This window comes from Clostridioides sp. LIBA-7678, from assembly GCF_056716065.1.
In genome coordinates this window covers 447415-472356 of the sequence record NZ_CP196987.1, presented here as the reverse complement: position 1 = coordinate 472356, position 24942 = coordinate 447415, and the positions used below count along the sequence as shown (strand labels likewise).

The 24942-nt window shown below is 29.9% G+C and carries 27 protein-coding genes; 2 read left to right on the top strand and 25 right to left on the bottom strand.

Annotated elements, in window-relative coordinates; genetic code table 11:
• Positions 1-31: 31 nt before the first annotated feature.
• The 4 genes from ortB to ACTG46_RS02530 all read right to left on the bottom strand — a co-directional run bounded on the left by ortB (position 32) and on the right by ACTG46_RS02530 (position 4497).
• Positions 32-1462 (bottom strand): 2-amino-4-oxopentanoate thiolase subunit OrtB, encoded by a 1431-nt coding sequence (ortB, locus tag ACTG46_RS02545; protein ID WP_479923533.1) that lies wholly within the window; start codon positions 1460-1462, stop codon positions 32-34.
• Positions 1455-1763, bottom strand: coding sequence for a 2-amino-4-oxopentanoate thiolase subunit OrtA (gene ortA / locus ACTG46_RS02540; RefSeq protein WP_021382991.1), 309 nt, complete (start codon positions 1761-1763; stop codon positions 1455-1457). The genes ortB and ortA overlap by 8 nt, the downstream gene beginning before the upstream one ends.
• A gap of 34 nt (positions 1764-1797) precedes the next feature.
• The gene (gene ord / locus ACTG46_RS02535; RefSeq protein WP_074179981.1) at positions 1798-2865 is read right to left on the bottom strand and encodes a 2,4-diaminopentanoate dehydrogenase; all 1068 of its coding nucleotides are present in this window, start codon (positions 2863-2865) and stop codon (positions 1798-1800) included.
• A gap of 231 nt (positions 2866-3096) precedes the next feature.
• Positions 3097-4497, bottom strand: coding sequence for a sigma-54 interaction domain-containing protein (locus ACTG46_RS02530; protein ID WP_479923532.1), 1401 nt, complete (start codon positions 4495-4497; stop codon positions 3097-3099).
• 250 nt (positions 4498-4747) lie between these two features.
• Here ACTG46_RS02530 and ACTG46_RS02525 point away from each other — a divergent pair, with 250 nt between their 5' ends.
• Entirely contained in the window at positions 4748-5569 is an 822-nt protein-coding gene (locus tag ACTG46_RS02525) for an MBL fold metallo-hydrolase (RefSeq protein ID WP_479923531.1), read from the top strand.
• A gap of 488 nt (positions 5570-6057) precedes the next feature.
• On the opposite strand, the gene ACTG46_RS02520 is transcribed toward ACTG46_RS02525, so the two are convergent.
• From ACTG46_RS02520 to ACTG46_RS02475, 10 genes are all read right to left on the bottom strand, one after another.
• A complete protein-coding gene (locus ACTG46_RS02520) occupies positions 6058-6306 on the bottom strand; it encodes a hypothetical protein (protein WP_479923530.1) in 249 nt (82 codons plus the stop codon).
• 16 nt (positions 6307-6322) lie between these two features.
• A complete protein-coding gene (locus ACTG46_RS02515) occupies positions 6323-7630 on the bottom strand; it encodes a M20 family metallopeptidase (RefSeq protein WP_479923529.1) in 1308 nt (435 codons plus the stop codon).
• A 62-nt stretch (positions 7631-7692) separates the two neighbouring features.
• Positions 7693-8172 (bottom strand): L-2-amino-thiazoline-4-carboxylic acid hydrolase, encoded by a 480-nt coding sequence (locus tag ACTG46_RS02510; protein WP_054268951.1) that lies wholly within the window; start codon positions 8170-8172, stop codon positions 7693-7695.
• 46 nt (positions 8173-8218) lie between these two features.
• Positions 8219-9067, bottom strand: coding sequence for a PTS system mannose/fructose/sorbose family transporter subunit IID (locus ACTG46_RS02505; protein ID WP_054268950.1), 849 nt, complete (start codon positions 9065-9067; stop codon positions 8219-8221).
• Positions 9067-9822 (bottom strand): PTS mannose/fructose/sorbose/N-acetylgalactosamine transporter subunit IIC, encoded by a 756-nt coding sequence (locus ACTG46_RS02500; RefSeq protein ID WP_021383017.1) that lies wholly within the window; start codon positions 9820-9822, stop codon positions 9067-9069. Before ACTG46_RS02500 ends, ACTG46_RS02505 begins: the two co-directional genes overlap by 1 nt.
• Before the next feature lie 26 nt (positions 9823-9848).
• Positions 9849-10337: a PTS sugar transporter subunit IIB gene (locus ACTG46_RS02495; RefSeq protein WP_021382992.1), complete on the bottom strand. Its 489-nt coding sequence runs from the start codon at positions 10335-10337 to the stop codon at positions 9849-9851.
• Positions 10338-10354: 17 nt separating this feature from the next.
• Entirely contained in the window at positions 10355-10756 is a 402-nt protein-coding gene (locus ACTG46_RS02490; RefSeq protein ID WP_479923528.1) for a PTS sugar transporter subunit IIA, read from the bottom strand.
• A gap of 2 nt (positions 10757-10758) precedes the next feature.
• Complete coding sequence (locus ACTG46_RS02485; RefSeq protein ID WP_479923527.1) at positions 10759-11256, bottom strand: PTS sugar transporter subunit IIB; 498 nt, start codon at positions 11254-11256, stop codon at positions 10759-10761.
• Positions 11257-11279: 23 nt separating this feature from the next.
• Positions 11280-11684, bottom strand: coding sequence for a PTS sugar transporter subunit IIA (locus tag ACTG46_RS02480; protein ID WP_044212440.1), 405 nt, complete (start codon positions 11682-11684; stop codon positions 11280-11282).
• A 229-nt stretch (positions 11685-11913) separates the two neighbouring features.
• Positions 11914-14481 carry a sigma-54-dependent transcriptional regulator gene (locus ACTG46_RS02475; RefSeq protein WP_479923526.1) on the bottom strand — a complete coding sequence of 856 codons (2568 nt, stop codon included), beginning with the start codon at positions 14479-14481 and terminating at the stop codon, positions 11914-11916.
• A 458-nt stretch (positions 14482-14939) separates the two neighbouring features.
• On the opposite strand from ACTG46_RS02475, the gene ACTG46_RS02470 reads away from it, so the two are divergent.
• On the top strand, positions 14940-15389 hold the full coding sequence (locus ACTG46_RS02470; protein WP_479923525.1) for a hypothetical protein: 450 nt from the start codon (positions 14940-14942) through the stop codon (positions 15387-15389).
• 988 nt (positions 15390-16377) lie between these two features.
• Here the strand turns inward: ACTG46_RS02470 and ACTG46_RS02465 are convergent.
• The 11 genes from ACTG46_RS02465 to ACTG46_RS02415 all read right to left on the bottom strand — a co-directional run bounded on the left by ACTG46_RS02465 (position 16378) and on the right by ACTG46_RS02415 (position 24912).
• Positions 16378-16779, bottom strand: coding sequence for a hypothetical protein (locus ACTG46_RS02465; RefSeq protein ID WP_407813734.1), 402 nt, complete (start codon positions 16777-16779; stop codon positions 16378-16380).
• A gap of 68 nt (positions 16780-16847) precedes the next feature.
• On the bottom strand, positions 16848-18440 hold the full coding sequence (locus ACTG46_RS02460; RefSeq protein WP_407813733.1) for a hypothetical protein: 1593 nt from the start codon (positions 18438-18440) through the stop codon (positions 16848-16850).
• 47 nt (positions 18441-18487) lie between these two features.
• Positions 18488-20233 (bottom strand): DUF262 domain-containing protein, encoded by a 1746-nt coding sequence (locus tag ACTG46_RS02455; RefSeq protein WP_479923524.1) that lies wholly within the window; start codon positions 20231-20233, stop codon positions 18488-18490.
• 18 nt (positions 20234-20251) lie between these two features.
• Positions 20252-20647 (bottom strand): hypothetical protein, encoded by a 396-nt coding sequence (locus ACTG46_RS02450; protein ID WP_479923523.1) that lies wholly within the window; start codon positions 20645-20647, stop codon positions 20252-20254.
• A 124-nt stretch (positions 20648-20771) separates the two neighbouring features.
• Entirely contained in the window at positions 20772-20912 is a 141-nt protein-coding gene (locus tag ACTG46_RS02445; RefSeq protein WP_407813730.1) for a hypothetical protein, read from the bottom strand.
• Between the two features lie 173 nt (positions 20913-21085).
• Positions 21086-21526, bottom strand: a complete 441-nt coding sequence (locus ACTG46_RS02440) for a recombinase family protein (protein ID WP_479923522.1) — start codon at positions 21524-21526, stop codon at positions 21086-21088.
• A 13-nt stretch (positions 21527-21539) separates the two neighbouring features.
• Positions 21540-21812 carry a DNA polymerase gene (locus tag ACTG46_RS02435; RefSeq protein ID WP_479923521.1) on the bottom strand — a complete coding sequence of 91 codons (273 nt, stop codon included), beginning with the start codon at positions 21810-21812 and terminating at the stop codon, positions 21540-21542.
• A 585-nt stretch (positions 21813-22397) separates the two neighbouring features.
• Entirely contained in the window at positions 22398-22526 is a 129-nt protein-coding gene (locus ACTG46_RS02430; RefSeq protein ID WP_479923520.1) for a hypothetical protein, read from the bottom strand.
• 411 nt (positions 22527-22937) lie between these two features.
• The gene (locus ACTG46_RS02425) at positions 22938-23480 is read right to left on the bottom strand and encodes a DUF2815 family protein (protein ID WP_407813728.1); all 543 of its coding nucleotides are present in this window, start codon (positions 23478-23480) and stop codon (positions 22938-22940) included.
• Between the two features lie 2 nt (positions 23481-23482).
• On the bottom strand, positions 23483-24610 hold the full coding sequence (locus tag ACTG46_RS02420; RefSeq protein WP_479923519.1) for a DUF2800 domain-containing protein: 1128 nt from the start codon (positions 24608-24610) through the stop codon (positions 23483-23485).
• A complete protein-coding gene (locus ACTG46_RS02415; RefSeq protein ID WP_407813726.1) occupies positions 24610-24912 on the bottom strand; it encodes an rRNA biogenesis protein rrp5 in 303 nt (100 codons plus the stop codon). The genes ACTG46_RS02420 and ACTG46_RS02415 overlap by 1 nt, the downstream gene beginning before the upstream one ends.
• Between the last annotated feature and the right edge of the window lie 30 nt (positions 24913-24942).

Genomic DNA, 24942 nt, shown 5'->3' with positions numbered 1-24942 from the left:
TATTTCGCATTAAATTAAAAATTAGTAATTATTATAAATTATTTAATGTATCAACAACAAAATCTCTCGAACTTTTTACTTCTTCCATTAAATACTCTATATCTTGATTACTTAAATTATCAACATTCTCAATGTTATTGTTGGATATACAATTTTTTATAAACGATTTTCTTATTTTATTCATATCAATGTCAACGCATTTTAATAATTCTGGCCTTTCTGGTAATATTAAGTTTACTCCTGCAATCTCTTCTCTTGGATTTCCAAATTTTATATCTATTCCATTTTCTCTTGCAAAGGTAAGTTGTGGACATATATGTTTACCTGCTCCTGTATACTCTGTTTCTTGTACTACTATAACTTTATCTTCATCCAATTCTTGAGCTAAAGAGAATGCTGCTGCTAAAGATGTATTTCCTGCAGGGCCTCTTTCTATTCCTTCTAGTTGTGCCAATAATTCAGTTGTATAAAAAACTTCTCCTTGTTTTACTAATACATATCTATCCATATATCTAAGCGGCCTAGCTGCAGACCTAGGTACATCTGACCTATCAGGCCACGTACAGAATGGTATACCAAAACCTGTATGCCCTGTTGTAAATGATTTTTTATTAAATTGATTATCACTAGCCATGTGTAATCCTTTTAAGTCAACACTTGCTCCTACTACTTTAGTATTAAGAGAACCAGCTTTTATCAATCCTCTTGCAGTTCCAGTGAGATTACCTCCACCTGCATTTGTACAAACAACTACATCAGGGTCTTTTTTATATTTTTCTCTAAATTGAATAGCCAACTCATACCCTAAAGTCTCTACACCTGCAATTCCAAATGGTGAATATAATGATGCATTAAAATAGCCTGTTTCTTCTAATAAAACTAAGAATGTATAAAATAATTCTGGACCAACTGTTAATTGAATAACTTCTGCTCCATATGCCTCACATTTTCTTGCTTTTTCTATAATTTCGGGTTGACCTACACCATTAGAATCATAACATTCTTGAACTATTATACATTTTAAACCCTGCATAGCTGCTTGAGATGCTACAGCTGCACCATAGTTACCACTAGTAGCTGCTATTACACCTTTGTATCCCATTTTTTTAGCATGATATACGGCAGTAGCTGCTCTTCTTGCTTTAAAGCTACCAGATGCATTCATTGCTTCATCTTTTACAAATATTCTAGCTCCTTTACCTTCTGGAGCACATTTTCTAGCTAACTTAGTCAAATTTTTAAGTTCTATTATGAGAGTATTTCCAACAGCATATTGTGACTGAATTGCTTCAATATCCTGTAATGTATATCCTGTTTCACCCATCATTTTTTCATAATCAAACCCTATTCCTTCTTGTTCAAAAGAAGAGTAATCCAATCCAATCGCATTTTTCATTATTTCATTATTTCTTCCCATAACAGCTTGATAGCTCATATCTTTCATTGATGCTGTATTATTCATTATATACACCTCCAAATAATATTTCTTTAGCCTGTATCCCTATTTGGAGTAATTCTGGTATACATTTACCATAATCATGAGTATAATATGGATTTACTTTAAGTAAGTTACCTTTTACAAGTCTACCTGTAATTGTTTTAACTTCTACTAAATCACCTATAGAAGCATCTTTTTGTATAAATCCTTTAACCCACATTTCTAAGGATACTTTCTTAGTATCCTCTGGAACTTGTGGAGCTCTTTCTTCTGGAGTCAGTACTATGTTGTGTATAATAACCCAATCATTAACTTTAGCATCCATTTTTTCATCTCCTTATTAACCAGCTATTATTTTATTAATTGGCATTTGATTCTTCCTCTAATTCAACTTCAATCTGATTTCTTACATCTCCCATTATTGCTCTAGGCACTGGTATATCTAACATAGTTTTAAGACCTGGTCTAGCATTTATTATTAATGGAATAGAGTTTACTATCATTGCATAAGTGCCCACTCCTCCAGGTATCTCAGGATTTATTTGTAAATCAATGTTTGGTATACCTTTTATTGATACATAATCTCCTGTTTTAATACCTTCTGCTTCAGGTATTATCTGTTGTGGATGCTCCATTTCAATCAAAATATCTCCATTTACATATCCATATCCACATTGTCTACAACCAGCAACATTTCCAGCCAATGCCTCTCCATACTTAGATTTTCTATCTACTGTAGTCATTATTGGTTCTTTTGTTTGTTCTATCTTATCTAGTTTCCATCCTAATCCATCAGCTATCATATTTATTGATTCTACAAATCCTACATGACCTGCTATAGTATTATTTTCTACACCTTTTATGAATTCTTCTCTTGTTACTCCTACACCTTGTTCTACCATAACAGATTTTCCAAAAGGAGATAAATCATTTACTCTCTTAGCTTTTATACTAGTAACTTCCTCACAAGTTCCTGAAAGTGCTAATACTAGTAAATCCAACACAAATCCTGGATTTATTCCTGTTCCAAGTATACTTACTCCATTCTCCTTTGCAACTTCATCCATTTTTTTAGCTAAATCTGCATCATCAGCTTGTGGATATGCCATTTGCTCTGCTGTTGATATAACATTTATTTTTCTATTTAACAAGAACATTATTTTATCAAAAGCCTTTTTAGTAAATGAATCAGTTGCTAATAAAACAACATCTACACTTTTTTCTTTAAAAACTTCTTCATAATTTCCATTGATAATAACTTCTGGTCTTTCTCCTCTTTCAATTTCTAAGATGTCATACATGCTTTTCCCTGAAGTACTTCTACTACAAACAGATACTATTTCCATACCTTCTTTTTTTAGAATCATATTAGCCATACCTATTCCCATAGCTCCAAATCCCCATATTCCAACTCTTACTTTTCTCATATATACACCCTCCTAAAAATTTATATCTTCTCAATAATTAGTTAAAGCATAAATCATGCCAACTTTGAAATTAAAGTAACTATTTCTTGAAACGTTGAAACTATAATTATTTTGTTATGTTTTTTCATAAATAAAAAATTATATCTATTTTGAAACATAAAAAAAAGAGCAAAAAATTTTGCTCTTTTATAATAATTTTGCTCCTTTATTTTTCTTTTTTATTTTACTTCTTTATAAGACTTTGATATTATATTTTTTCATTTTATATTGTAAATTTTGCCTATTCATACCTAAAATAGATGCAGCCTTAGTTATATTATACGAGGTCTTTTTTAATGATTCACATATATACTTTTCTTCTATCTCGCTAATAATATTATTAAGTGTCTTGTCCTCCAAATCATTTAAAGAATAATCGTTACTCTCTTTATTCTCTTTAAGATTGTAATAGTCATTTATATTAATCATACTTGTTTCTATTTGTATCTCATCTTCCATCATACTCATAGTACAATAAATTATGTTTTCTAGTTCTCTTATGTTACCTTGCCAGTCATAATTTTGCAAAATTTTGATAGCTTCATCTGAAATACCTACCACTTTTTTATTTAGTTTTTTATTATACTTTGAAATAAATTTTTTGCATAACAAAGATATATCTTCTTTTCTATCTCTAAGAGGAGGAATCTCTACATGAATTATGTTAAGTCTGTAATATAAATCTTTCCTTATTTTATTCTCATTTAAAATAACTCTTGGACTTTCATTTGTTGTTGCAATAATTCTTACATCAACAGGTATGTCCTTAGTTCCACCAACTCTTCTTACATAACCTTCTTGTAAAACCCTTAGTAATTTAGCCTGTAACATAATAGGCATGGAATTTATTTCATCTAATAATAAAGTTCCTTTGTTAGCTTGTTCAAACAAACCTGGTCTATCTACTGCTCCTGTAAATCCTCCCTTGCTAGTCCCAAATAGTATTCCTTCAAATAGTGACTCTGGTAGAGCTGCACAATTTTGTGCTATAAACGGATAATTTTTTCTATTACTTCCATAATGAATGGACTGACTAAATAACTCTTTACCCGTTCCAGTTTCTCCATATATAAATACTGAAGCGTCAGACTTACAGGCTTTCTTAGATTTTGTTATTGCCTCTTTAATCAGATTACTTTCTCCTAAAATATCATCAAAGTCATAACCTCTCTTTTGTTGATTATTAACTTTGTTGATTAAATTTTTTTTATAGTTTCTGTTTAATAAAGTTTCTATAGTTGTCATATTTTTTGATATTTCAAGTGCTCCTACAAATTCCCCTTTAATATCAATTGGTATTGTAGTATTGATTGCTGTTATTTCTTTCCCGTTTTTATCTAGATATTTTTGAACATTGTCTTTGATAATTTTCCTTTTTTCCAAAACTTCTACTAGTGTACTTCTATTTATTTTCATTTTGCTGACTATATCAAAAAATGAATTCGTTAAAATATCTTGTCTGTTCATTTTTTCCATTTTTTGTACAGAATCATTGTAGATTATAGTTTTCCCTTCTTTGTTAACAAAATGGACCCCTTCGTCAATATTTTCTAATATTTCATTCATTATTTTAAAAAATATCTCTTGGTTCAACTATATCACCCCAATACTTAAATATATAAAAACCCAAAAAATTAATAAAATGGTATTACTGTATTTATATTATCATATATTTATGATATTTTTTATGCACATTGTATTAATATATTTTTAAGTCTATTCGTATATTTCTGTTATTTCATATTTATACATGATATAATCTACTAAATAAAAATTTTGTTAAGCAGTTTTAATTGTAGATTATTTATATAATCTAATATTTTAATAAGGAGGTATGATAACTTTGAAATTAAAAATTATTGGTAGTGGTGGTATGTCAATTATTCCAAGTTCATTTTGTAAATGCAAAATATGTGAAGAAGCCAGGCAAAAAGGTGGAAGATATGAACGCTTAGGCCCAAGCCTATATATTGATGATATAAAAATGTTGATAGACACACCTGAAGATATTGCAGTGGCTTGCAACAGGCAAAAAATATCACAAGTAAAGCACCTTTCGATTTCTCACCATGACCCAGACCACGTTAAAGGCATTAGAATCGTTGAAAAAATTGGCTATGATTTTATTGCAGATAAAAATACTCCTATTGAATTTTATGCGTTGCCTGAAGTGATTGAAGATATAAATCGAATGAACCTTGATTGTCTTAAATATTATGGGGATGTTCTACACTGCATTTCTGTTAATGAAACTTCTCATATAAAGATAGATAATTTTGATATTGATTTGTTTAACAACAACCGAGATAGGAATATAACGTTCTATGTTATCAGAGAGAATGATAAAAAAGTCATATATGCTTGTTGTAATCCAAAACCATTTACTCATAATGATATGTACTTCAATGCAGATGTTTTAATAATCAGTTTAGTTTCTGATGATGGCATATTAAATGATGGAACAGAACTTAAAGATGCACCATTCAAAGATGAAATATTTACTTTGGATGAAGTTATAGAAATTAAAAACTATTACAGAATTAAAAAGGTTATAGTTACACATATTGATGAAATGTGGGGGAAATCCTATGGTTATTATAGTGAATTAGAGAAGGAGCTTGATAATATTTTCTTTGCTTATGATGGTATGGAGATTATAGTTTAAAGTATCAAGTAATAAGCATAATGAATAGTTGGTAAATTTCAATTTAGCATTGTAGTCAAAAGCTGTGATTTCAAAGTGTCACAGCTTTTAATAAACTTATTCCTAATTACAAATATTTTGGAAACAAATTACATTTGCTAAATAGATTGTAGTTCTTCTTGCTTTTATTATATTATAAAATTAATAATAAGGTACAATTTCATATAATTTTAAAGTTTACATAAAAAAATTAATATTGTTTATAATAATTGCAACTTTAATATAACATAAATTTTAATATAGTTTGTTTTTGTATCTAATAAAAAGGGATTGAACTCAAAATCACTTTTTTTCTAATCAAATTTTGAGTTCAACTCCTTTTTATGCATACCATTTGTCACTTTTATATAGCTTTTCATCTGCATATTTTTGACTTATTTTAATAATTTTATTATCAACTATTTTATTAGCCTTATCTAATTTATCTTTAGTAAAATTAGATAATATCTCTAACTTTTTTCTGATTTTTTAATAATTTTACTAAGTGCTGCTATTTCTATTCCTATTTCCCCAGTTCCAGGTATACCTACCCCTAATGCATCCTTAATTATGTTCGTACTTAAATAAAGTTGAATTTGTTTTATCTCTCCTTTTATCTGTTCTGAAGCACGGAAAATTGCATATACTATAGCTATTGTTTCAGTACACCCTTCTGCAGAATCAACCTCTATTTTTAAGATATCTATATATTTGCACATAATATATCTTATACTTTTACAATTCTAATAGTTTTATTAAAGCCAATGTATATATCTCCATATTCTTTCGTATATGCTCTATCGATACTCTTTCATCTGCTCCATGACCGCCAGTTTTATGTGATAAGAACTTAGGTCCAAACGCCACCATATCTTTAAACCAACTTGCATATGTACCACCACCCATAGCAATTGTATATCCATTTTCATCTGTTATTTCTTCATAGGCTTCTAATAATTTTTTGAGTACTAAATTACTTTCATCAACATAATGTAAGTCTTTATGAGCGATAACCTTTATTTCCCAACCGTTACAAAAAAACTTTTTAAATCTATCTATTACATTATTTAAAGCTATATTTTTGCCATACCTTATATCTAGCTCACATATGATTTTTTCCTCATTTACTTTTAATATTCCTAAATTTAAAGTAGTGCTTTTGAATACCTCATCATATTGATTAATTCCCAATGCATCTCCATAATAGTCACTACAAAGGTATTTTGAAATTAATTCTATATCTTCTCTATACTGAAAATCCATATTATCTTCAACTATCTTTATTACCATTTTAGATATAGCATTTTCTCCCTTTTCAGGATTACTTGCATGCGTAGCTACTCCTTTAGTAGTCAACTCTGAAATAATTCCATTAATAATTTTTGCAGTACAATAAGATGGAACAACATTTTCTTTAGTTCCTCCCCTCACTATTATGTAAGGTTTACTTATATCAATTTTAATCTCTTTTTCTATCCTTATATGAACTCTTCCTTTTTCTCCATTAACCACTGGATACATAGCATCTGGAGTAAAGCCCATACTTGGAATTTCTTCACCTTTATCTAGATAATATTTGATACACTCCATACCTGTTTCCTCATTTGTACCAAAAATTAATCTTATTCTTTTATTAATTGTAGGGTACACATCCTCTATGTTTTTCAATACATGTATAAGCATAGATACAGCGCCCTTATTATCTATGGCACCTCTTCCATAAATAATATTGTCAATTACTGTTCCCGAAAATGGATCTACACTCCACCCATCTCCTGGTGGAACTACATCTAAATGCATTGGAATTCCTATTAATTCTTCTCCTTCTCCAATTTCTGCATATCCAATATAATTATCAATATTTTTAACGCTAAAACCCAAACTAGCGCAGTAATCTAAAGTTTTCTCTAAGGATTTTTTAGGTCCTATACCAAAAGGACATTGTGAAATAGGTTCACCTTGTTGTGTATCAATTTTTATTAATTCTTTTAGGAATTCTACTGTTCTATTTAAGCTATTATCTACACTTCTGCTTATATCCATAAATCAACCTACTTTCTGTTTTTTTAAAGCCTGTCCATAAGGACAGGCTTTTACATTAAAAACTATTTTCTTGTAAATACTAATTCGCAAACTTCATCATCATGAGCACATTTTTGAGCAAACTCTAATCTAACACCTCGTGCACAATCAACTCTTCCATAATCACCATAGCAAGCTAATCTACAAATTTCTTTTCTTTCTTCTTTATTTAATCCATATTCTTTCCAAGCAGCATCTAATGGACAGTGATGGAATTTTAAAACTCCATTTTCATCTGTATTTTCTACTAATTCCATTTCAAACACTTTTTGTCCTTTACTATTATATAACATTTCCGCCATTTTTCCTGGAGTATCTGCTACGTTATATTTTTGACCTCTCATTTTACCAAATCCGTATATTGCTTCTTTACATATATCATCTGGATTAACTCCTAATTTTTCAGCTTCTTTCATAAGAAGATAGAACCATACTGCTCTTTCTCCTGTTGCTCCCCTAATTCCTTCTAAATATTCCTTTTCTGTATACATTTTTTCTGACATTTCTTTCTCCTCCTAAAATTAAATTCTATATTTTAATCATTGTAAATTAGAATATTCCAATGAATGATCCTACTAATGCTACTACAACTAAAATTACTAACAGCTTAGTTATTGTCCACTTCTTGTATTTCATTCCCCAATATACAAAGAATACAACACCAAGTGGTAATAAGCCTGGAGCAATCATATTTAATGTATCTTGAACAACAATTGCTTTACCACCAATATTAAATGATAATGGAGTTGAAAGCTTAACTGTAGTTGCAGATAATGCTCCCATCATAAACATTCCTAGAATTGAAGCACCATCAATTATCTTATTGACAATACCACCTGATAGAATTTTCTTAATTGAATCTCTACCTAAAGAATATCCTAAATGGAATAAATAATAACCTTCACAAAATAGTAATATACTAAACATTATTGGGAAAAATGCACCTATAACACTTCCTTCTGCACCAAATGAAGCACCTAAAGCTAGGAATATTGTTTGAAATGTACCAAAATCTAAAGTATCTCCAATTCCAGCCAAAGGTCCCATAAGACCATTCTTAACACCTGAAATAACTTCTCCTGGGATTTTTCCTTCAGTAGCTTTTTCTTCTTCCATAGCTAAAACTGTACCGTGAATTAACCCTCCCCATATAGCTTGAGTATTAAAAAATTGTAAGTGTCTCTTTAATGCATCTACTAAATCTTCTTTTTTCTTATACAACTTTTCTAAAGCTGGAGTGAAACTTGCACAAACTGCTAATGCTTGCATTCTTTCAAAAGAGTTAGATAATTCTGCTGTCCACCACCATCTTAGATATGTTTTTGTTACATCTTTTTTCGTAAGTACTCTTATCTTATTAACTTCAGTTGTACCTTGTTCATTTTTAATATCTTGCATTATACTTCACCTACCCTTTTATCTTCTTTCATAAATGTAACTAAAAGAGCTATACAAACACCAAATATTGCAGCTGCAGTAATTGATATTTTAAAATATTGAACCATAAAAAATCCTATAATAAACATTGGTAAGAATTTATTTTTACCTATAGTAAATATTGTTGTTGCAAAACCTAATGCAGGTAATATACCACCCATTACTGTTAATCCATTCATTAACCATTGTGGTATAACATCTAATAATGATTGAACTAAATCTGCTCCAAAAAAGTTACATACAAAAACTATTGGAAATCTTAAAAAAAATCCAAATATTAAAGAGTAAAGTGTTGCGCATCTCCAGATACCTTTTGTATTACCTACTTCAGCATACTTATCTGCCTTATGAACTAATACAGCATTACCAGTTCTTCTTAAGTTATTAACTAATACTCCTATAACACCTAAAGGTACTGCAATAGATACTGCAACTTCTGCATTAACACCAGTTTGAAGTGCTACTGGTATTGCAATAAGAGCAGCTAAACATTTATCAGATGGAATATTTCCTCCTGCTGCAACCATTCCTAGATAAACCATTTCTATACTTGCACCAACAATCATACCAGTTGTTACATCCCCCCAAAGTAATCCAAGACTAAAACCTATAAATAAAGGGGACTTTAGTGTTGAGAAAAGGGTATACCCTGCAAGACCTGCTGCAAACCAATACCATAATCCTGTTACAATTGCCAACATCAAAACAGATTCCATTTATAATTCCTCCTTATTTAGAATTTTTATTTAAATTTCTTTAATGCATTTTCATATGTCATAGATGATTCCTCTGGTATAACTTGTAGAACTATTTCAATCCCATCTTCATTAAGTTTATTTAGTTGTTCTACATCTTCATTTCCTAATGAAACAGCTGTAAATACCATCTTCTTTCCTGCTTCATTTGGAATGCCTCCTAATTGAATCTTTTCATATTTAAGTCCAGCCTTATACGCTTTACTTGCCATATCAACGTTCTTAAATAGAATAAATATATTTTTATCTCCTAAAGTATTGTTTTGGAATGCTTTTCCTGCATCTTCTGCTGTTAAAATAGATACTTCTACTCCTGATGGTGCTGCCATTCTATATATGTCAGCCATAAATTCATCTTGACCTAAGAAGTCATCAACTATTATTATTTTTTGAGCTTGAGCGATTTTCACCCATTTTGTTATAACTTGTCCATGAATTAATCTGTGATCTACTCTTACTAATGTTATTTTTGACATTATATCCACCTCATAATTTATATTTTTTTAAATTCTTTAATTAAATCTACACAAAGGTTATTATTTTTTTTGACGACTCTTTCTGGTAATGTATGTACTTTGTCTTCTTTGCTTAATTCTTCATCTACGATTAAAATTGTTTGTAAGCTAAGTCCATTTATTGCATCTATCCCTCTTCTTATAGCAACAGCTATTGCAACACTTGATGTAGAACCCCCATACAAATCTGATATTATAATTTTCACATCTTCTTTATCTACTACTTCTTCAACCTCTTTCATGAATACAGAAACATCTTTTTCAGAGCTTAGTGATAAAACTTCATATTGATTTGACAATCCAAAATTTTCATTCGCTTCTTTTACTAATACCTCTCCCCAAGTTCCATGGCAGAGTATGATTGCCTTATATTTATTCATTACTAAACAAACTCTCCTTTATAGTGATTAATACTTTGATTTAATTCTACTTCTTCATCATCAGGTACCATTTGAATTGATACATTAATATTTTTTTTAATAAATTCATTTATTAAAAAAAACTCTTTTTTATTAATGTATACATTTTGAGATATTTTCTTTTTTCCTATCCCTGTAGGTATTCTTCCAATAATAAGTTTTTTAATATCAATTCCTTCCTCTATCATTCTATTTGCAGTATCTAAGTTTTTAATTAATACAAAAACGTTATCATCGGCTTGGTTATTATAAAAATACCTCCTTGATTCACTTACAGTTAATATTGATAAATCAATATTCTTTGGTGCTGCCATTTTAATCAAACCTTTAGAAATAACATCATTGGTTGTTTCATCATCTACTACTACTATTTTTTTAACACCTAGATGCCTAACCCATTTATATATCACTTGACCATGTATTAATCTATCATCACATCTGCAATATTCCACTAAAGACATTTTTAATCGAACTCCTTTTTATATTACATTGAGCTAAGAACTTTATTAATATTGTTTATACCAGTTTTCCCCGCTTCAATACATGCATCTGCTAACTCTTCTAGACTTTTCCCTTCTCTATTAATTAAAGCTTCAAGTAGCATTGGAAGGTTTACTCCAGTAAGTGCATGAAAGTTCCCACCTTTTTTAAGGTTTAAACTTGCAACATTACTTGGTGAACCTCCTAATAGGTCAGCTAATACTAAAACTCCGTCACCTTCATCTAATTCATTTAACTTTTCTACAAAATTTCTATTTAAGTCTTCAATATTATCATTCCTATTTAGTTTAATTGCTGCTGTTCTTTCTGCTGGTCCTGCAATAAGTTCACAGCTTTTTATAATTTCTTCACTAAAACTCCCATGAGTCATAACTATTATACCTATCACCAATCTCACCTCACTTTTTTTGTCACTTTTTATATAAGCAATTGCCATGCCAACGTATGTGTATCAATAACAAGTGGCTATTCTGCAAGATTTAACCAACCCCTTTTGCTTAATTTATTAAAAAAACTTATTCTTTCAATATGTATCAAAATGTTTTTCAGACCTGTATCAAATCTGTATCAAAAAAAGTAAAAAAAAGATAGCCTTTTGGCTATTTTTAAATTTTGTATCAACTTTTAAATTTATCTGTATCATATTGTGATTCAAATATATCTAATATATTTGCATATTCCATATCTGAAATAATTATATCGAATGTCTCTTCTACAAGCTTAAAATTTTCTTTTATAACTAAATATAATTCTTTACTTCTACTAATTCTTTCTTCGTATGATTTATAAACTAAAGACTCTTTTATTATTATTCTTTCAATCATACATGAACAATGAAATATAAACTTTACTAAAAGCTCATCTTGAATTACTAAAGAATAATGTTCACTAATCCTATTAATTACTTCTTTTAATATAAAATAAGCTTTTTCCCCATTTAAAAAGGTCAAAGTCTTGCTAATATTGTCAATTAGTAATCTATCAAAATATCTACCACCATTATCTTTTTCAGCATATGTAATTTCCATATCTCCATAATGTTTCTTTATAGATTCTATAATATTAAAATATAATTTCTCTAATGTCATTTCAGGAGTTAGAGCCTTTCTAGTTGCTTCTATTACAATAGGTGTACTTACCATATCTATTGCTTTTACTTCTTTTCCAGTAGCATCATGAATAACTTTAGCAAATGTTAAAATAGATCCCATATCAGTTAAAATTAAAACTCCCTTTCCTTTATCAATTTCATTGGCTATTTCTACAGCTTGGACTAAAATATCCTGAACTCTATCTTCTAGCCCCATATTGATTGCCACTGCATGGTTACAATCCAGTAAAGTATTAGCTACATTCACCATGCTAGATGCTGTAGATTCACCATGCATTATAACTAATATTGCTATACTTTCCTCATTTAATCCCACATAAGATAAATAAAGAAACGTTGCTAAAAAAATTGCTTCATCTTCTGGAAACTCAACCCCATACATTAATGACATGTTAGATAATATTTCTTTTGCTATGTCATATTCATATGCTCTTTCCTTCATAATTTCATCTTTATTAGGATGTTTTACTATGTTCCCAATCTTTATTCTTTCAATTAAATTCTGAATGTGTAAGGCTATAGCTTTTATTAATTTATCTAATCCTTCTTTTCTACTCCATTTATCATGCTTTTGTAAAATATACTTCACAGTAGTTGCAATTGAATCATTAACAATATTGTTATAAGCTGTTTGATTACTACTATTATATATAAAAGTATTCATTAAATTATAGGAATACTTCTGTATATCTTCATCTATAAAGCTTCTAATTTGTGACTCTTTAATACCTTCTTGTTGAAGTTTATCCCAAGTTTCTTTTATCATTCCATAGAAATCTAAATCATATTTTTTATTTTCTATTAATAAATTTTCACTTTCAAAATTCTTTTCTTCTGGTAAAAAAATAATATCATCTTTCCCAATAAAACTGAAATTCTGTACAAACTCCTCTTTTCTGTTATTTCCATACAATGACTCTCTAATATTGTTTGGTAGAAGAGAAAGTCTTACATATACACATTCCATTTTATAGGTCATATAGTCTAAGAAAGCTCTTGCACAAATTAATTGTATGTCGCTTTTTAATTGTCCTATATTTCCCTTACACTTATATAAAATAAATGCCTTAATAACTTCTTTTGAAACCTTTAACTTAACACCAATCCTAATACTTTCTTCTTTAAAAAAATAACATATAAGCCTCATTCTCTCCTGAAATCCTCTTTCCTCTAAAGACGGAATCTTTATAGTTACAGGTATTCTTCTTAAAAACGTTTCCAACATTGCTGTTTGTGGATCTTCTGTAGTAGCCGCAATTATCATAACCCTACACTCATGTACCTTATTAGTCTCTCCTAACCTTCTATATATACCTTTATCCATAAGCAGAAATAGCATTTCTTGTCCCTCTGCAGATAACCTATGAACTTCATCTAAAAACAATATCCCATTATTAGCCTCATGTACAATACCATACTTATCTTTATCAGCCCCAGTAAATGCCCCTTTTACATATCCAAAAAGTTGCGCTAATAATAATTGCTGATTATCAGAATAATCAGCACAGTTAAATATGATAAATGGTGCATTATCGCTATCTTCTTTTATAGTTAAGCTATACTTATACATATATTCTGCAAATATAGATTTACCAACTCCTGTAGGTCCTATTATTAATGTACTCAAACCCTTAGGTGGATATATTACTGCTGCTTTAGCTTGCTCTATCTGGGACTTTAAACTTCCATCATACCCTATTAAATTAAAAATATTGTTCTCTTTTTTTATGCTATCTACAATATACTCATCTTTGATAGAATCATTCTCACTATATTCATTTATAGAGTTAATATTATCAAATATCCCTTTATTTAGTTTCTTTCCTAAAATACTCTCAATACTTTCTTTATATAAGTACTGAACAGGTTTTCCTTTTATCTTTATAATAATACTTTCCTTTATCAATTGATTTAATTCCTTACTAGCATTACTTCTATTTATACCTACTTCAGTAGCAATATATTCTGCATCAAATCCAAATCTAATGCCATTATTAAGGTTCAAGTGTTCCTCTGTTAGCCTTTTCAAGCAAATTAAAACTTTTTCTTTCCTTGATAGCTTCTTTTGTATCATAGTTGACCTCCCCCATAAGCAGTAATACTGTTAAATATTTATTATTAAGCTTAATTCTACAATATTTTAATATTTTTGTCTAATTGTGTAACTATTGATTTTATTTCTGGTTCGTTTTATAATATAAATTACGTTACCCTCATCTTTTATAGAGGAGGAATTTATATGAATTTTTTATCAGATTTACACACCCACTCTATAGTCAGTGGTCATGGCTATAGCACTTTGTTAGAAAATATTAATTATTGTAAAGAGAATGGAATTAAGATACTAGGTACATCTGAACATGGTCCTAAGATGCCTGGTTCTCCCCACAAATGGTACTTTCACAACATTCAAAATATTCCAAGAATCATAAATGACATTATAATCCTAAGAGGATGTGAAGCAAATATACTAGATATTGAAGGAAACATAGACCTAGAACCCTTTGTCATTCCTCGATTAGATATATTATCTTGTCATTTCATGAAGCCGTTTTTTCACCAAATACATTGGAGAATAATACTAAAGCCTTAATAAATGTAATAGATAAGCATGATAATATTGAAATATTAGGTCACCTTGGAAACCCAAACTACCCAATCGACTATGAATTAATCATTAAATTAGCCATTGAAAAGAATATATTAATAGAAATAAATAATTGTTCTATCAAAGGCGTGTCAAGAAGTGGTAGCTTGGATAATTGTAAGTATATTGCTACACTTTGCAAAAAATATGGTGCTAAAATCATACTAACTTCAGATGCTCACATTTGTTTTGATATAGGTAACTATGAGTATTCTGAGAATATCTTAAAAGAAATTAATTTTCCAGATGAATTAATAATGAATTATCCTAAAAAACTTGTTAATCATTTTCACCAAAAAGGTAAATTGCTAGATGTTGATTATACAAATATTTAAGTAATAATACATGCTTGATTTAACTCTTATAAAAATCTTAATACTATTTATATTATATAAAATAATGAAATTATAATGAAGATGCTATTTGATAAACTAATAAATTAGGATATTTCTAGTAAAATATATATTATTAGTATTGATAGTTTAGTAGAAGCAGATAAAAGTACACTTGCTAAGTCGCTAAAATTACAATTGCAAAATTTGAATTATCCTTCTTACATCTTACACATTTATGATTTTATACATACTAAGTTCATTAGGTACAATAATTCTAAAGAAGAGTGAGATTGTTATTACAATATCCAATGGAAATATAATTATTTACCAAATGAAATTTTAGTTTCTATAAAAATGGGGATAAAATAGTATTAAGAAAATGATAGATATATAAGTAACTTAGAAGATATAAAATGTAAATAGTAAAATAGGTACTTCTTCACTTAAGAAAAAATACCTTGGAATATTATCCTATTTAAAATACCAATCTCATATTAACTACAAATAGACTATAATTTATGTATTTGTCTACTTTTTATGTGCTTACAAAAAGGTACTATACTATCAATGTTTTAGTATAGTACCTTAATTGAATATTTATAGTGTAAGTTAAATTTTTTCATCTATATCACAAGTAATTATTCACTATTACAAATCTATTGTATAGATTTTACTCTAAATTAATTTGGAGTCTGGAAATATTTTTAAAAGCATTGTAGAATAAATTTACCACTGAAAAATAATTATGGTGGCAAATCGATGGCAAATCCACCTTTATAACATCATACAAATAGCTATAACCCTGTTATTCTCTAATAAGTTTAACTACAGTCTCGCAATGCGTTACCACATATTTCTTATGCTATTTAACAAATGAGTTTTATCTTTATATAAAAATTCTAATGTTCCTCTCTATCCGAAATGCCATTAACTAACGTTTTTATCCAAACTGGTGCATTTGGAATAGCCTCTTCTTTCTCGAGAAACTTTATGACCATCTCTGTATATCTTCTTTTCGATAGAACCTATTTCTCTCAAAGCATTTATGGCTACAAAACTTAGCAATCTTTGCAAGGCTTGTAAATTCCTTCCCACAGTAATCACAAACATGTTCATGCATAATAGGATTTACTTGATACCATTTCTTTTTACAATCTACTGAGCAATATATGGGTATTCTTCCAGTAGCTTTTCTTTCTATTGCTTTATTGCAAAATTTGCATCTAAGTGCAGATGACAGTTCACTCCCTAACCCATCCAATCCAACAGATTTACAATAGTTTCTAACGCAGTCTCTACTTAAACCTGTTTCTGCAGCCACCTGTCTATAGCTTAAGTCTGTCATACGCAGATTTCTAATTTCTTTTTTAAGCTCTTCTTCTAGCTTCACAATGCACTACTCCTTATCATTTTATTAATAAGTAGTAATGCTACATTTTATCCTAAAAGTCAAGTTTCTTATTCTGTAATTTCATATCTTCCTTCAACAACATCTGGTACATGTTTTGATTTAATTTCATATTCTATATACTCTGGAAACTTCTTAAAAAACAAATGTGTCGGTAAATACATGTTTGTATTTTGCTTTAAATACCTAATGTTAAACTTTATTATATCATGATCGGCTTTATTAAAAACTTCGTAGCAAAATAAAGATTCCAACTCTCTTAGATATTTTTTCTTTTGTACTTCATATTTTTCTGATGCTGAAGGTCTATTAAATGGTGTCTTCATTGATGTATCATATGGTATGTAGTTATTGATCGGATAATCAGTGTATCTATCTATATCATCTGATTTTCTACTACAAAATAGTAATTCACATAAGTTATGATCATTTATTTCTTCAATACATGATAATCCGGGCATTGGTAAATCATCAATACTTACTATAGCTCCTCTAGGAATTATAATTTTTACATCAATATCTTCATCAAATATAGATCCTGTGTTACTTACTATAAAATCTAGACACCATAATTGATCAATTGATTTAAAAAAATTGTGATATTCATTATACTCATATATTTTAGCCCATAAACTTGTAATTAAATTATACTTTTTTTCTGCTTCTTCTCCACCTCTATACTTTTCTTCACTTCCATAAATAATTCTTGTTTCTTTTTCCAAATTACCTAGATCCCAAAACTCTTCATTTATAATAATATTTCTTTCTATACAGTACTTTTCAACAGTATCTCTTACTTCTTCATCTATCACCACTTTAACAAATGTTGATTTCATGAAATTCTGCATACCTTTTAATGATGATAGAGATATAGATAATTGTTCTGTAATTGTACTATTTAATGCAGTTGTATCATTTATAGGGTTATCTTTATTTTCAACTACAGCATCTATTTTTTCAATTCTAATATCTTTTATTTGATTTATTAACTCCAAAATTTCCTGTTCTTTATTTAAAAACAATTTAGCACTTTGAAAATTAGAGTGTTTAGCTACTGCGTTCTTACTTTTATCATTCATTAATAAATTCAATTGTGGGGTTCTAGTATTTACTTTCACCTCCTGTTGCGCACTTATTAACTGTAAAAAATAGAGTGTTAAATGGTTGAGAAATAACTTTCTAAACTCTTCATTATTTTTAACTTGCCAATATATCCCTTTGTTTGTGTATTTTTCTTTAAAAAGTCTCACTTTATCTAGTTGATTTGTATCGATTGTACTAGGATCAACTAGCCTTTCAATAAAGTACATAAATACTTGTTTTCCATTATTGATCATATCTTCTATTTCTTCTTCAGTACCAGAATCATATTTTTCAGTTGGACTCCCAAATCTATTAGCAAGTAAAGCTACACATGCATCACAATCATGTATAAATTGTTGATTTAATAATTCCTGAGCACTCCCACCTGATTGTGGATATGCATTTGAACTCCAATGTTTTAATTCAATCTTTATATTATTTGTACTACCAAATAACCCGTTAAAATCATCAACAGACTCCTTTACTATATCCTTTAAATCAACTACATCTCCCGGACATGAAAGTAGTAAATCATATATCGTTGCTCCTGGTCTAGGCATAAAGACTCTCCTCCTACTTCTCTTATAATCTAGTCTACAAAATTTTTCTACTTCCTAAGTTCGCTATTCAATCTTTCAATTAACATCTTTTCACGTTCTTCTAGGAATACATCAAAATTATTAAATGCTAAATTTACTGATGGAACATAATGTTTTTTCTTATAGTCTGCTAGTTCACCTGATGGAACTTTTTCGCTTAACCACTTTTCAAACTCCATTGCCTTTTTCTCAATATTAGGTGTTTCCTCAAGCAACTGTAGGTTTCCAATAAAATTATAATTTTCTATGAAATAATTAATTTTATCTTCAGGTACTCCTTTAGCTGTCAATTTTTTAGGCGTAAACTCACTCTTAGGAAACATATGATCAACATGGAAATTATGTCTTAAATAAGCCCATGGATACAGAATAGAAAGGATTACTAACGTATCACTATGTCCATATTTTGAATAAAGTAAATTATTAATATCATCATCTGTGAATCGTAATGAACGATTAGTTCCTTTAAAATGTGCAAATATTGAATCTATCGGGAATCCATTTAATGATTGATTTTTAATTATTTCTCTTACTGGCTTTAGTACTCCATCTGGTGCAAAACTAAATACCTTCTTCAATAATGCTGAAACAAACCATAATTTAATATTTCTCCTATCATCAATTCTTGACATTGATGTTTCAAAGTTATTTGGTAGCCCTATAGTTTTAAGGTAATATGCAACTGGAATTATTAAGTTATTGGATGTAATATTGTCCCTACTGAATCCAAAACTACTTACTAATTTTAAAGCATCTCTGATTGCCTTTGTAATACCATCCCACTCTTTTTCAATCTTAAGCATATTTGTACGGTTAAAATTATCAACCTTAAATGAAATGTCAGGTAAATCACAAAGTACTAAACAAGCTTTTAGCACTATATCTTTACTAATATTAAATCCTCTACCAATTTGATTTATTTCATCCACGAATTCATTAATTTCTTCTCTTGCATCCCTAGTTTCCCATTGAGCAGTAGCAAAAGATAAAAGTAAATCTGAATAACTTAATGTTGTTCCACCACTATTTACACGTATAAAAATATTAAGAACTTTATCAAGCTCTGAACTTTGCTCAAGGTAATAGCTTATTATTTTATTTACATGAATTACAGAGTGTAACTTATATAGTGCTTTATTTGCAAATTTAGCTTTTTCCTTGTTTGGATTTGATGATAGTCCTGCTTCAATCATGAAATTCATTACATCGTACTGTTCTTTCAAATCCATAATTTTTCCAACTTCAAACCAATAATGATTATCATCAACTTCCTTTGATTCTACTTCAGTAAGAAATTTAAATTCATACTCATATGAAATATCTTCTGGAGTATCAAGTAAGTTTATATATAATTTTTTCTTTGGATAAGCTAATGGATTATCCCACTTTTTATATGCAATTTTATTAGCATAGCTTCCTTTTAAAGCTATGTACAAAGATGTTGAACGTTGCTGTCCATCAAGTACAGCCATTACATCGTCACTACCATTAATATTTGCCTTTGGATTATGTCTATTATCTTTTTGATGATACTCACGAAGAAATTCGTAGAATTTAAACTCTGAAGCTTTTTCTTTAGGAACCTTCCAAAATAAAAATGAATTAATAGGATAATCTCTCATAAGACTATCAAAAAGCATAGTTATTTGCTCTGGACTCCATACAAATTCCCTTTGTATGGATGGAAGCAAATACTTTTTTGAATGAATATCATTTATAACTTCACTAATTGTAATTGGTGTTTGAAAAGACATATTTTATTCCCCTTCCCCTTATTTAAGTTTTATAAAATTACCTGGTAAAGCTTCAAACATATCAGGGTAATGACCACAACGTGCCCTTAACTGATTGTACTTAGCTTTTTCACCATTTTTCTGAACATATAATTTTCTTTCATATATAATATCTGCTAATTCTGAAGCATGAAGTGTGTTATTCTCTACCTCTAATAGAACAATCTTCATAGCTTCTTGTAATGTATAATTACCACTTACAGTTACTTTATTAGCATTAATTTCAGCACTTTCTTCATATTTAGATATAATGTAGGCTGGTTTATTATCCTTTAAAATAATAACTTTACCTATATCATCAACAATTTCAAAAACTCCATCAACATTATTCAACGCATTTTCTATAGATACTAAGCTATTAACATTAATTTCCATTTTTTCACCTCTCCCTAAAAATAACACGCCTTAATCCTATTGTAAATACAATTGTTTAAACATTTGTATAAAATAAAAAAAGCCAACCAAGATATTTTAATTATCCTAATTGGCTTCTTGTAGTTTATTCTCTACCTAATTCGAATTCAGTTCCCTCCATAAACTTTATTACTAATTTTCCACTTTCATATACCTTAATATAATCTAATGTTTTTAGTAAGAAGTCTGTTTCGTAACTTGTTATTTTACTTGCATCTTCTGTCATATCTGCAAATTGTAACGCTCTATACTGCTCTAATGGATTCCCAAATTCAGCATATCATTCCCAACGTTTTTTTATTTCATTCCTATTTTCTAATAATGTATTCCATGCAAGTATAAAAGCCTCTTTTAAAACTGCTTCTTCAATATGTCTGCTTGTAAACCCCAAAACTCCCTTTACTCTATATCTTTCTTGGCACTGCCATACTTTTTTATACTCATTTCCATTTTTCCTGAAAGGTATTCATCATATAATCTTTCAACTATTTTAGCTTGTTCTTGGTTAATTACTAACTTTCCATTTTCATCTGCATCATATCCCAAGAACCTCTTTGTACTCATTCCATACTGACCATTTTCATATCTCTTTCTTATCCCCCAAGTTGAGTTTTCTGAGATTGACCTACTTTCATCTTGTGATAGAGAAGATAGTATTGTAAGCAGCACCTCTCCTTTTGCATCTAAAGTATCAATGTTTTCCTTCTCAAATATTACTCCTATACCAAGCTCCTTTAATTCTCTTATATAAGTCAAACAGTCTAATGTATTTCTAGCAAATCTACTAATTGATTTTGTAATAATTCTATCAATCTTCCTTGCTCTACAATCTGCAATCATTCTATTAAACTCATCACGTTTTTTTGTATTTGTTTCGCCTATGCCTTAAAGAACTTCCTTTAGTTATTTCATCTATTGCTACATTAAACATTGCAGCTGCTGAAGCTTCATATATCTTTCCATGACTTGCAAATACCTCAAGTCTCCATGTTTCACCAGAAATCCAAGCAAGAACCCTAGCTTCAATAGCTGAAAAATCAGCTACAATAAATCGATAACCATCTTTAGGTATAAATGCAGTTCTAATAATTTCAGATAATACTTCTGGCATTGAATCATATAACATATCTATATCTTCATACCTTCCTTGCTTTACAAGATTCCTTGCTAGCTCTAAGTCAGCAATATGATTCTGTGGTAGATTCTGAACTTGAACGAGTCTTCCAGCCCACCTACCTGTTCTATTTGCACCATAAAACTATAATAACCCATGAACTCTACCATCTAAGCAAACTGACCTCTCAATTGCTTGATACTTTTTAACTGATGTTTTTGCCATAAGAAGTCTAAGTTTTAATACTTCTAGCACTTCACCATCACTATCATAAATTAAATTTTTAACTGCTTTTTTATCTAAACTTTCAACTTCTACTCCACGTTCTGTAAGCTACTCTTTAACCTGGGACACAGAATTTGGATTGTTTAACCCTGTTAATTCATAAGCCCTTTTTGTACACGCTTCTTTATATTGAATATCACATTCTACCGCATTACTTACTAAATCTAAATCAACAAGTATTCCTTTATCATTAATTTCTTGGTCTAACCTGTATATCTCTTGCTCACTTTCTAAGATAGGATAGTTTCGTAGCTTCCATCTTATTTCTCACTCTGCATCCACATCTCGAATGCAATATGTTCTAAATAGTTCTCACTTCTCTGGTGCATGTTTTGAAAGATTTCTGGTTCTACCACCATTGCTTTTTGTTGGCTTACATGGTAGTGAAAAGTATCTAATTAAATCTGAACCTTCCTTTAATTTTTTACGTTCTATATTCAAAACCTCACCTACACCTTCAAGTGACAAAGGTAGCGCAAGAATAGATGCTTAAACTGCTGTACATACCCATGAGGTTGGTGATAAATAAATTCCTAAATATTTAGAAATACATCTTCTTTCAAGTGCTGCATTAAAAGCTGTTTTACTAATACTTTCATCTTTTAATGCCTTTAAAACTTCTTGTGGTATTTTCTCACCACAAGCTAAATCTATAGTTTTTGTTTCTTCATCATCAAAAGCATATGCAATTAATAAAATTTCAAAGTTCGGACTATCAGTGTATGCATATACTCCAGATGAAAATTAAATCTATATCCGAAAAAGTTTCTATATCAATTCCTAAAGTTCTCATTACATCACTCTCCATTTCTTAAATTAGGGTGGCAGTTTTTTACCGCCCCAATATAGGAATTAACCTAAGAAATCTTCATCTTCAACTGTTCCAAATTCATTAAAAGCACTAACTCTACCACCTAATGGTTCTCCATCTTTTAGCTTTTGGATGTTTCCCAATCCTGCTGCAATTCCACGATTCCCGTTTGAGTTGTAACCATAAAAAGTGACACTGATTCTTCCATAACAACCTGAGTAAACTTTATTTTGATCTAATATTGGCTGTACTTTTGAATCAACCACTTGAGGTGCTTGTCTACTATTAGCATTGAAGAAATAGCTACCTTTGTAGGCACTGTCATCACTACGCTCAATATCTCCATCTCTTAGAGGTATTTTTAGGTTATTAGGAACTTTACCTCCCCACTTTGATACAGCCTCTTTTTTAGCTTGCTCTATAGCTGCTTTTATTGCAGCGATTGTTTTAGTATCTGACTTGTCAATAATGGCAGACACACTATACTTAGGATCTCCTCTATTTACTGAGTCTGGCTCCCAGCAGTGAAGAAAAGAAAATCTGCATGGTACTATCACCTTTGTTAAATTTGTATTTTGGTTCATATTTATTCCTCCTGAAATTCCGCTATTGCGGTAGATTTATTTATTGCTTTACGTTTGTCTGCATCTGGTACTAATGTAACTTTGCCTTCTGGCTTGTACACTAAATTACCCATGATTTCAGCAAACTCTTTTTTTCCCATTAAACGTTCCATTTCAGTAATACTTATAAGTGAACGTTTGTATATATCTTTATATCCTGCATCTATTACAGCTTGAGCTACTTCTTCTTCATTTGTATACTTACGGTTGCTTCTACCTTCAACTAATTTAAATCCACTCCACTGCTTACCTTTAACAATTGCTTGTTCCTGAGCAAAGGCATATACATCAGATGCCCATTTTGATAATTCATCTGCAACCCTAAGTACCTCTGAAATTTCAGCATCTGATAATAGCGCTGGTTTCCTAAATTCCATCTTTGCAATATTTAAAAATTCTTCTGCCCTTATACGACATTGATTCCTTGCCTTGCAGAAACGGCACCATGTTCCTGATTTAAATTCTCCTGCTCCCATCAATGCCATAGCACCTCTTGGTTTAAGCACTTCTTCTCCCCACTTTTTTAATTCAGTAGGACTAATTTCCCAAGTACTAAAATTATTAATTCTTGGCTGAACAATTGTAAGCTTTACAGTTTCAATATCATAAAGAAGCTCTGCCATTGATAATATCCCAAGACCATAAATCATAAGTTGTGCATTCTCTTCACTGTAAACTTGAACTCCTCTACCTAGCTTAAGATCTATAACTTGTACTGTAGAATTTGTTATGATTGTCATATCTGCCGTACCAAAACATTCATCTACATACTCTGAAGCATCAACTCTTTGTTCCACTAAAAATATTGGATTTTCACAACTTCTTTTAGATTCCTCTATTTCATTAATCACATATAAGACATATTTATCAACAGCTTCTAAAAGCTCCTCTGAAAAATAATCTGAAACTGGTCTTTTACTTCTTTGCTTAAGATGTCTTTTTATTAAGTGTTCTGCAAGAGAGTGTCCAGCTGAACCTTCTGCAGCATATTGGCTTTCTTCATCTTCAAATTGCTCCTCCAATACCAGTGAAGGTGGACAATTTATCATGTGATAGGCAGATGAAGGGGAAAACCTTGCATGTCCACCCATTAAAGCACCTCTGCTTCTGCAAGTAATGCAGCATAATCTTTTGGATTAACCCCTGAAAGCTTTCCTGCATCATATTTCATAAGTAAGGCTTTAACATCACGTGTTTTTCCTTCTTGTGATTTCTGTGCAAGGACTGCTCTTACCATTTCAATTGTTACGTTAACTTCTGTTACAACAGTTTCAACTTTAACCCCTGCTTGTTCTAACTTTGCCATTTTCTCTTTACCTTGTTTAGCTAATTCACGATAGGCTTTTGCAACCTTTTCATAACCATCAGCTAATTGAACATAAATCTGATTCATTACCATCATCCTTTCCATTCGGGTTTGTCC

Bases quoted from the DNA above. Each gene is read 5' to 3' on its own strand.
- ortB (WP_479923533.1), bottom strand. From the start codon at position 1,462: ATGAATAATACAGCATCAATGAAAGATATGAGCTATCAAGCTGTTATG.
- ortA (WP_021382991.1), bottom strand. From the start codon at position 1,763: ATGGATGCTAAAGTTAATGATTGGGTTATTATACACAACATAGTACTG.
- ord (WP_074179981.1), bottom strand. From the start codon at position 2,865: ATGAGAAAAGTAAGAGTTGGAATATGGGGATTTGGAGCTATGGGAATA.
- ACTG46_RS02520 (WP_479923530.1), bottom strand. From the start codon at position 6,306: ATGTGCAAATATATAGATATCTTAAAAATAGAGGTTGATTCTGCAGAA.
- ACTG46_RS02515 (WP_479923529.1), bottom strand. From the start codon at position 7,630: ATGGATATAAGCAGAAGTGTAGATAATAGCTTAAATAGAACAGTAGAA.
- ACTG46_RS02510 (WP_054268951.1), bottom strand. From the start codon at position 8,172: ATGTCAGAAAAAATGTATACAGAAAAGGAATATTTAGAAGGAATTAGG.
- ACTG46_RS02505 (WP_054268950.1), bottom strand. From the start codon at position 9,067: ATGCAAGATATTAAAAATGAACAAGGTACAACTGAAGTTAATAAGATA.
- ACTG46_RS02500 (WP_021383017.1), bottom strand. From the start codon at position 9,822: ATGGAATCTGTTTTGATGTTGGCAATTGTAACAGGATTATGGTATTGG.
- ACTG46_RS02495 (WP_021382992.1), bottom strand. From the start codon at position 10,337: ATGTCAAAAATAACATTAGTAAGAGTAGATCACAGATTAATTCATGGA.
- ACTG46_RS02490 (WP_479923528.1), bottom strand. From the start codon at position 10,756: ATGAATAAATATAAGGCAATCATACTCTGCCATGGAACTTGGGGAGAG.
- ACTG46_RS02485 (WP_479923527.1), bottom strand. From the start codon at position 11,256: ATGTCTTTAGTGGAATATTGCAGATGTGATGATAGATTAATACATGGT.
- ACTG46_RS02475 (WP_479923526.1), bottom strand. From the start codon at position 14,481: ATGATACAAAAGAAGCTATCAAGGAAAGAAAAAGTTTTAATTTGCTTG.
- ACTG46_RS02460 (WP_407813733.1), bottom strand. From the start codon at position 18,440: ATGCCTAGACCAGGAGCAACGATATATGATTTACTACTTTCATGTCCG.
- ACTG46_RS02455 (WP_479923524.1), bottom strand. From the start codon at position 20,233: ATGTCTTTTCAAACACCAATTACAATTAGTGAAGTTATAAATGATATT.
- ACTG46_RS02450 (WP_479923523.1), bottom strand. From the start codon at position 20,647: ATGGAAATTAATGTTAATAGCTTAGTATCTATAGAAAATGCGTTGAAT.
- ACTG46_RS02445 (WP_407813730.1), bottom strand. From the start codon at position 20,912: ATGACAGAAGATGCAAGTAAAATAACAAGTTACGAAACAGACTTCTTA.
- ACTG46_RS02440 (WP_479923522.1), bottom strand. From the start codon at position 21,526: ATGATTGCAGATTGTAGAGCAAGGAAGATTGATAGAATTATTACAAAA.
- ACTG46_RS02435 (WP_479923521.1), bottom strand. From the start codon at position 21,812: ATGTTATATGATTCAATGCCAGAAGTATTATCTGAAATTATTAGAACT.
- ACTG46_RS02425 (WP_407813728.1), bottom strand. From the start codon at position 23,480: ATGAACCAAAATACAAATTTAACAAAGGTGATAGTACCATGCAGATTT.
- ACTG46_RS02420 (WP_479923519.1), bottom strand. From the start codon at position 24,610: ATGGGTGGACATGCAAGGTTTTCCCCTTCATCTGCCTATCACATGATA.
- ACTG46_RS02415 (WP_407813726.1), bottom strand. From the start codon at position 24,912: ATGAATCAGATTTATGTTCAATTAGCTGATGGTTATGAAAAGGTTGCA.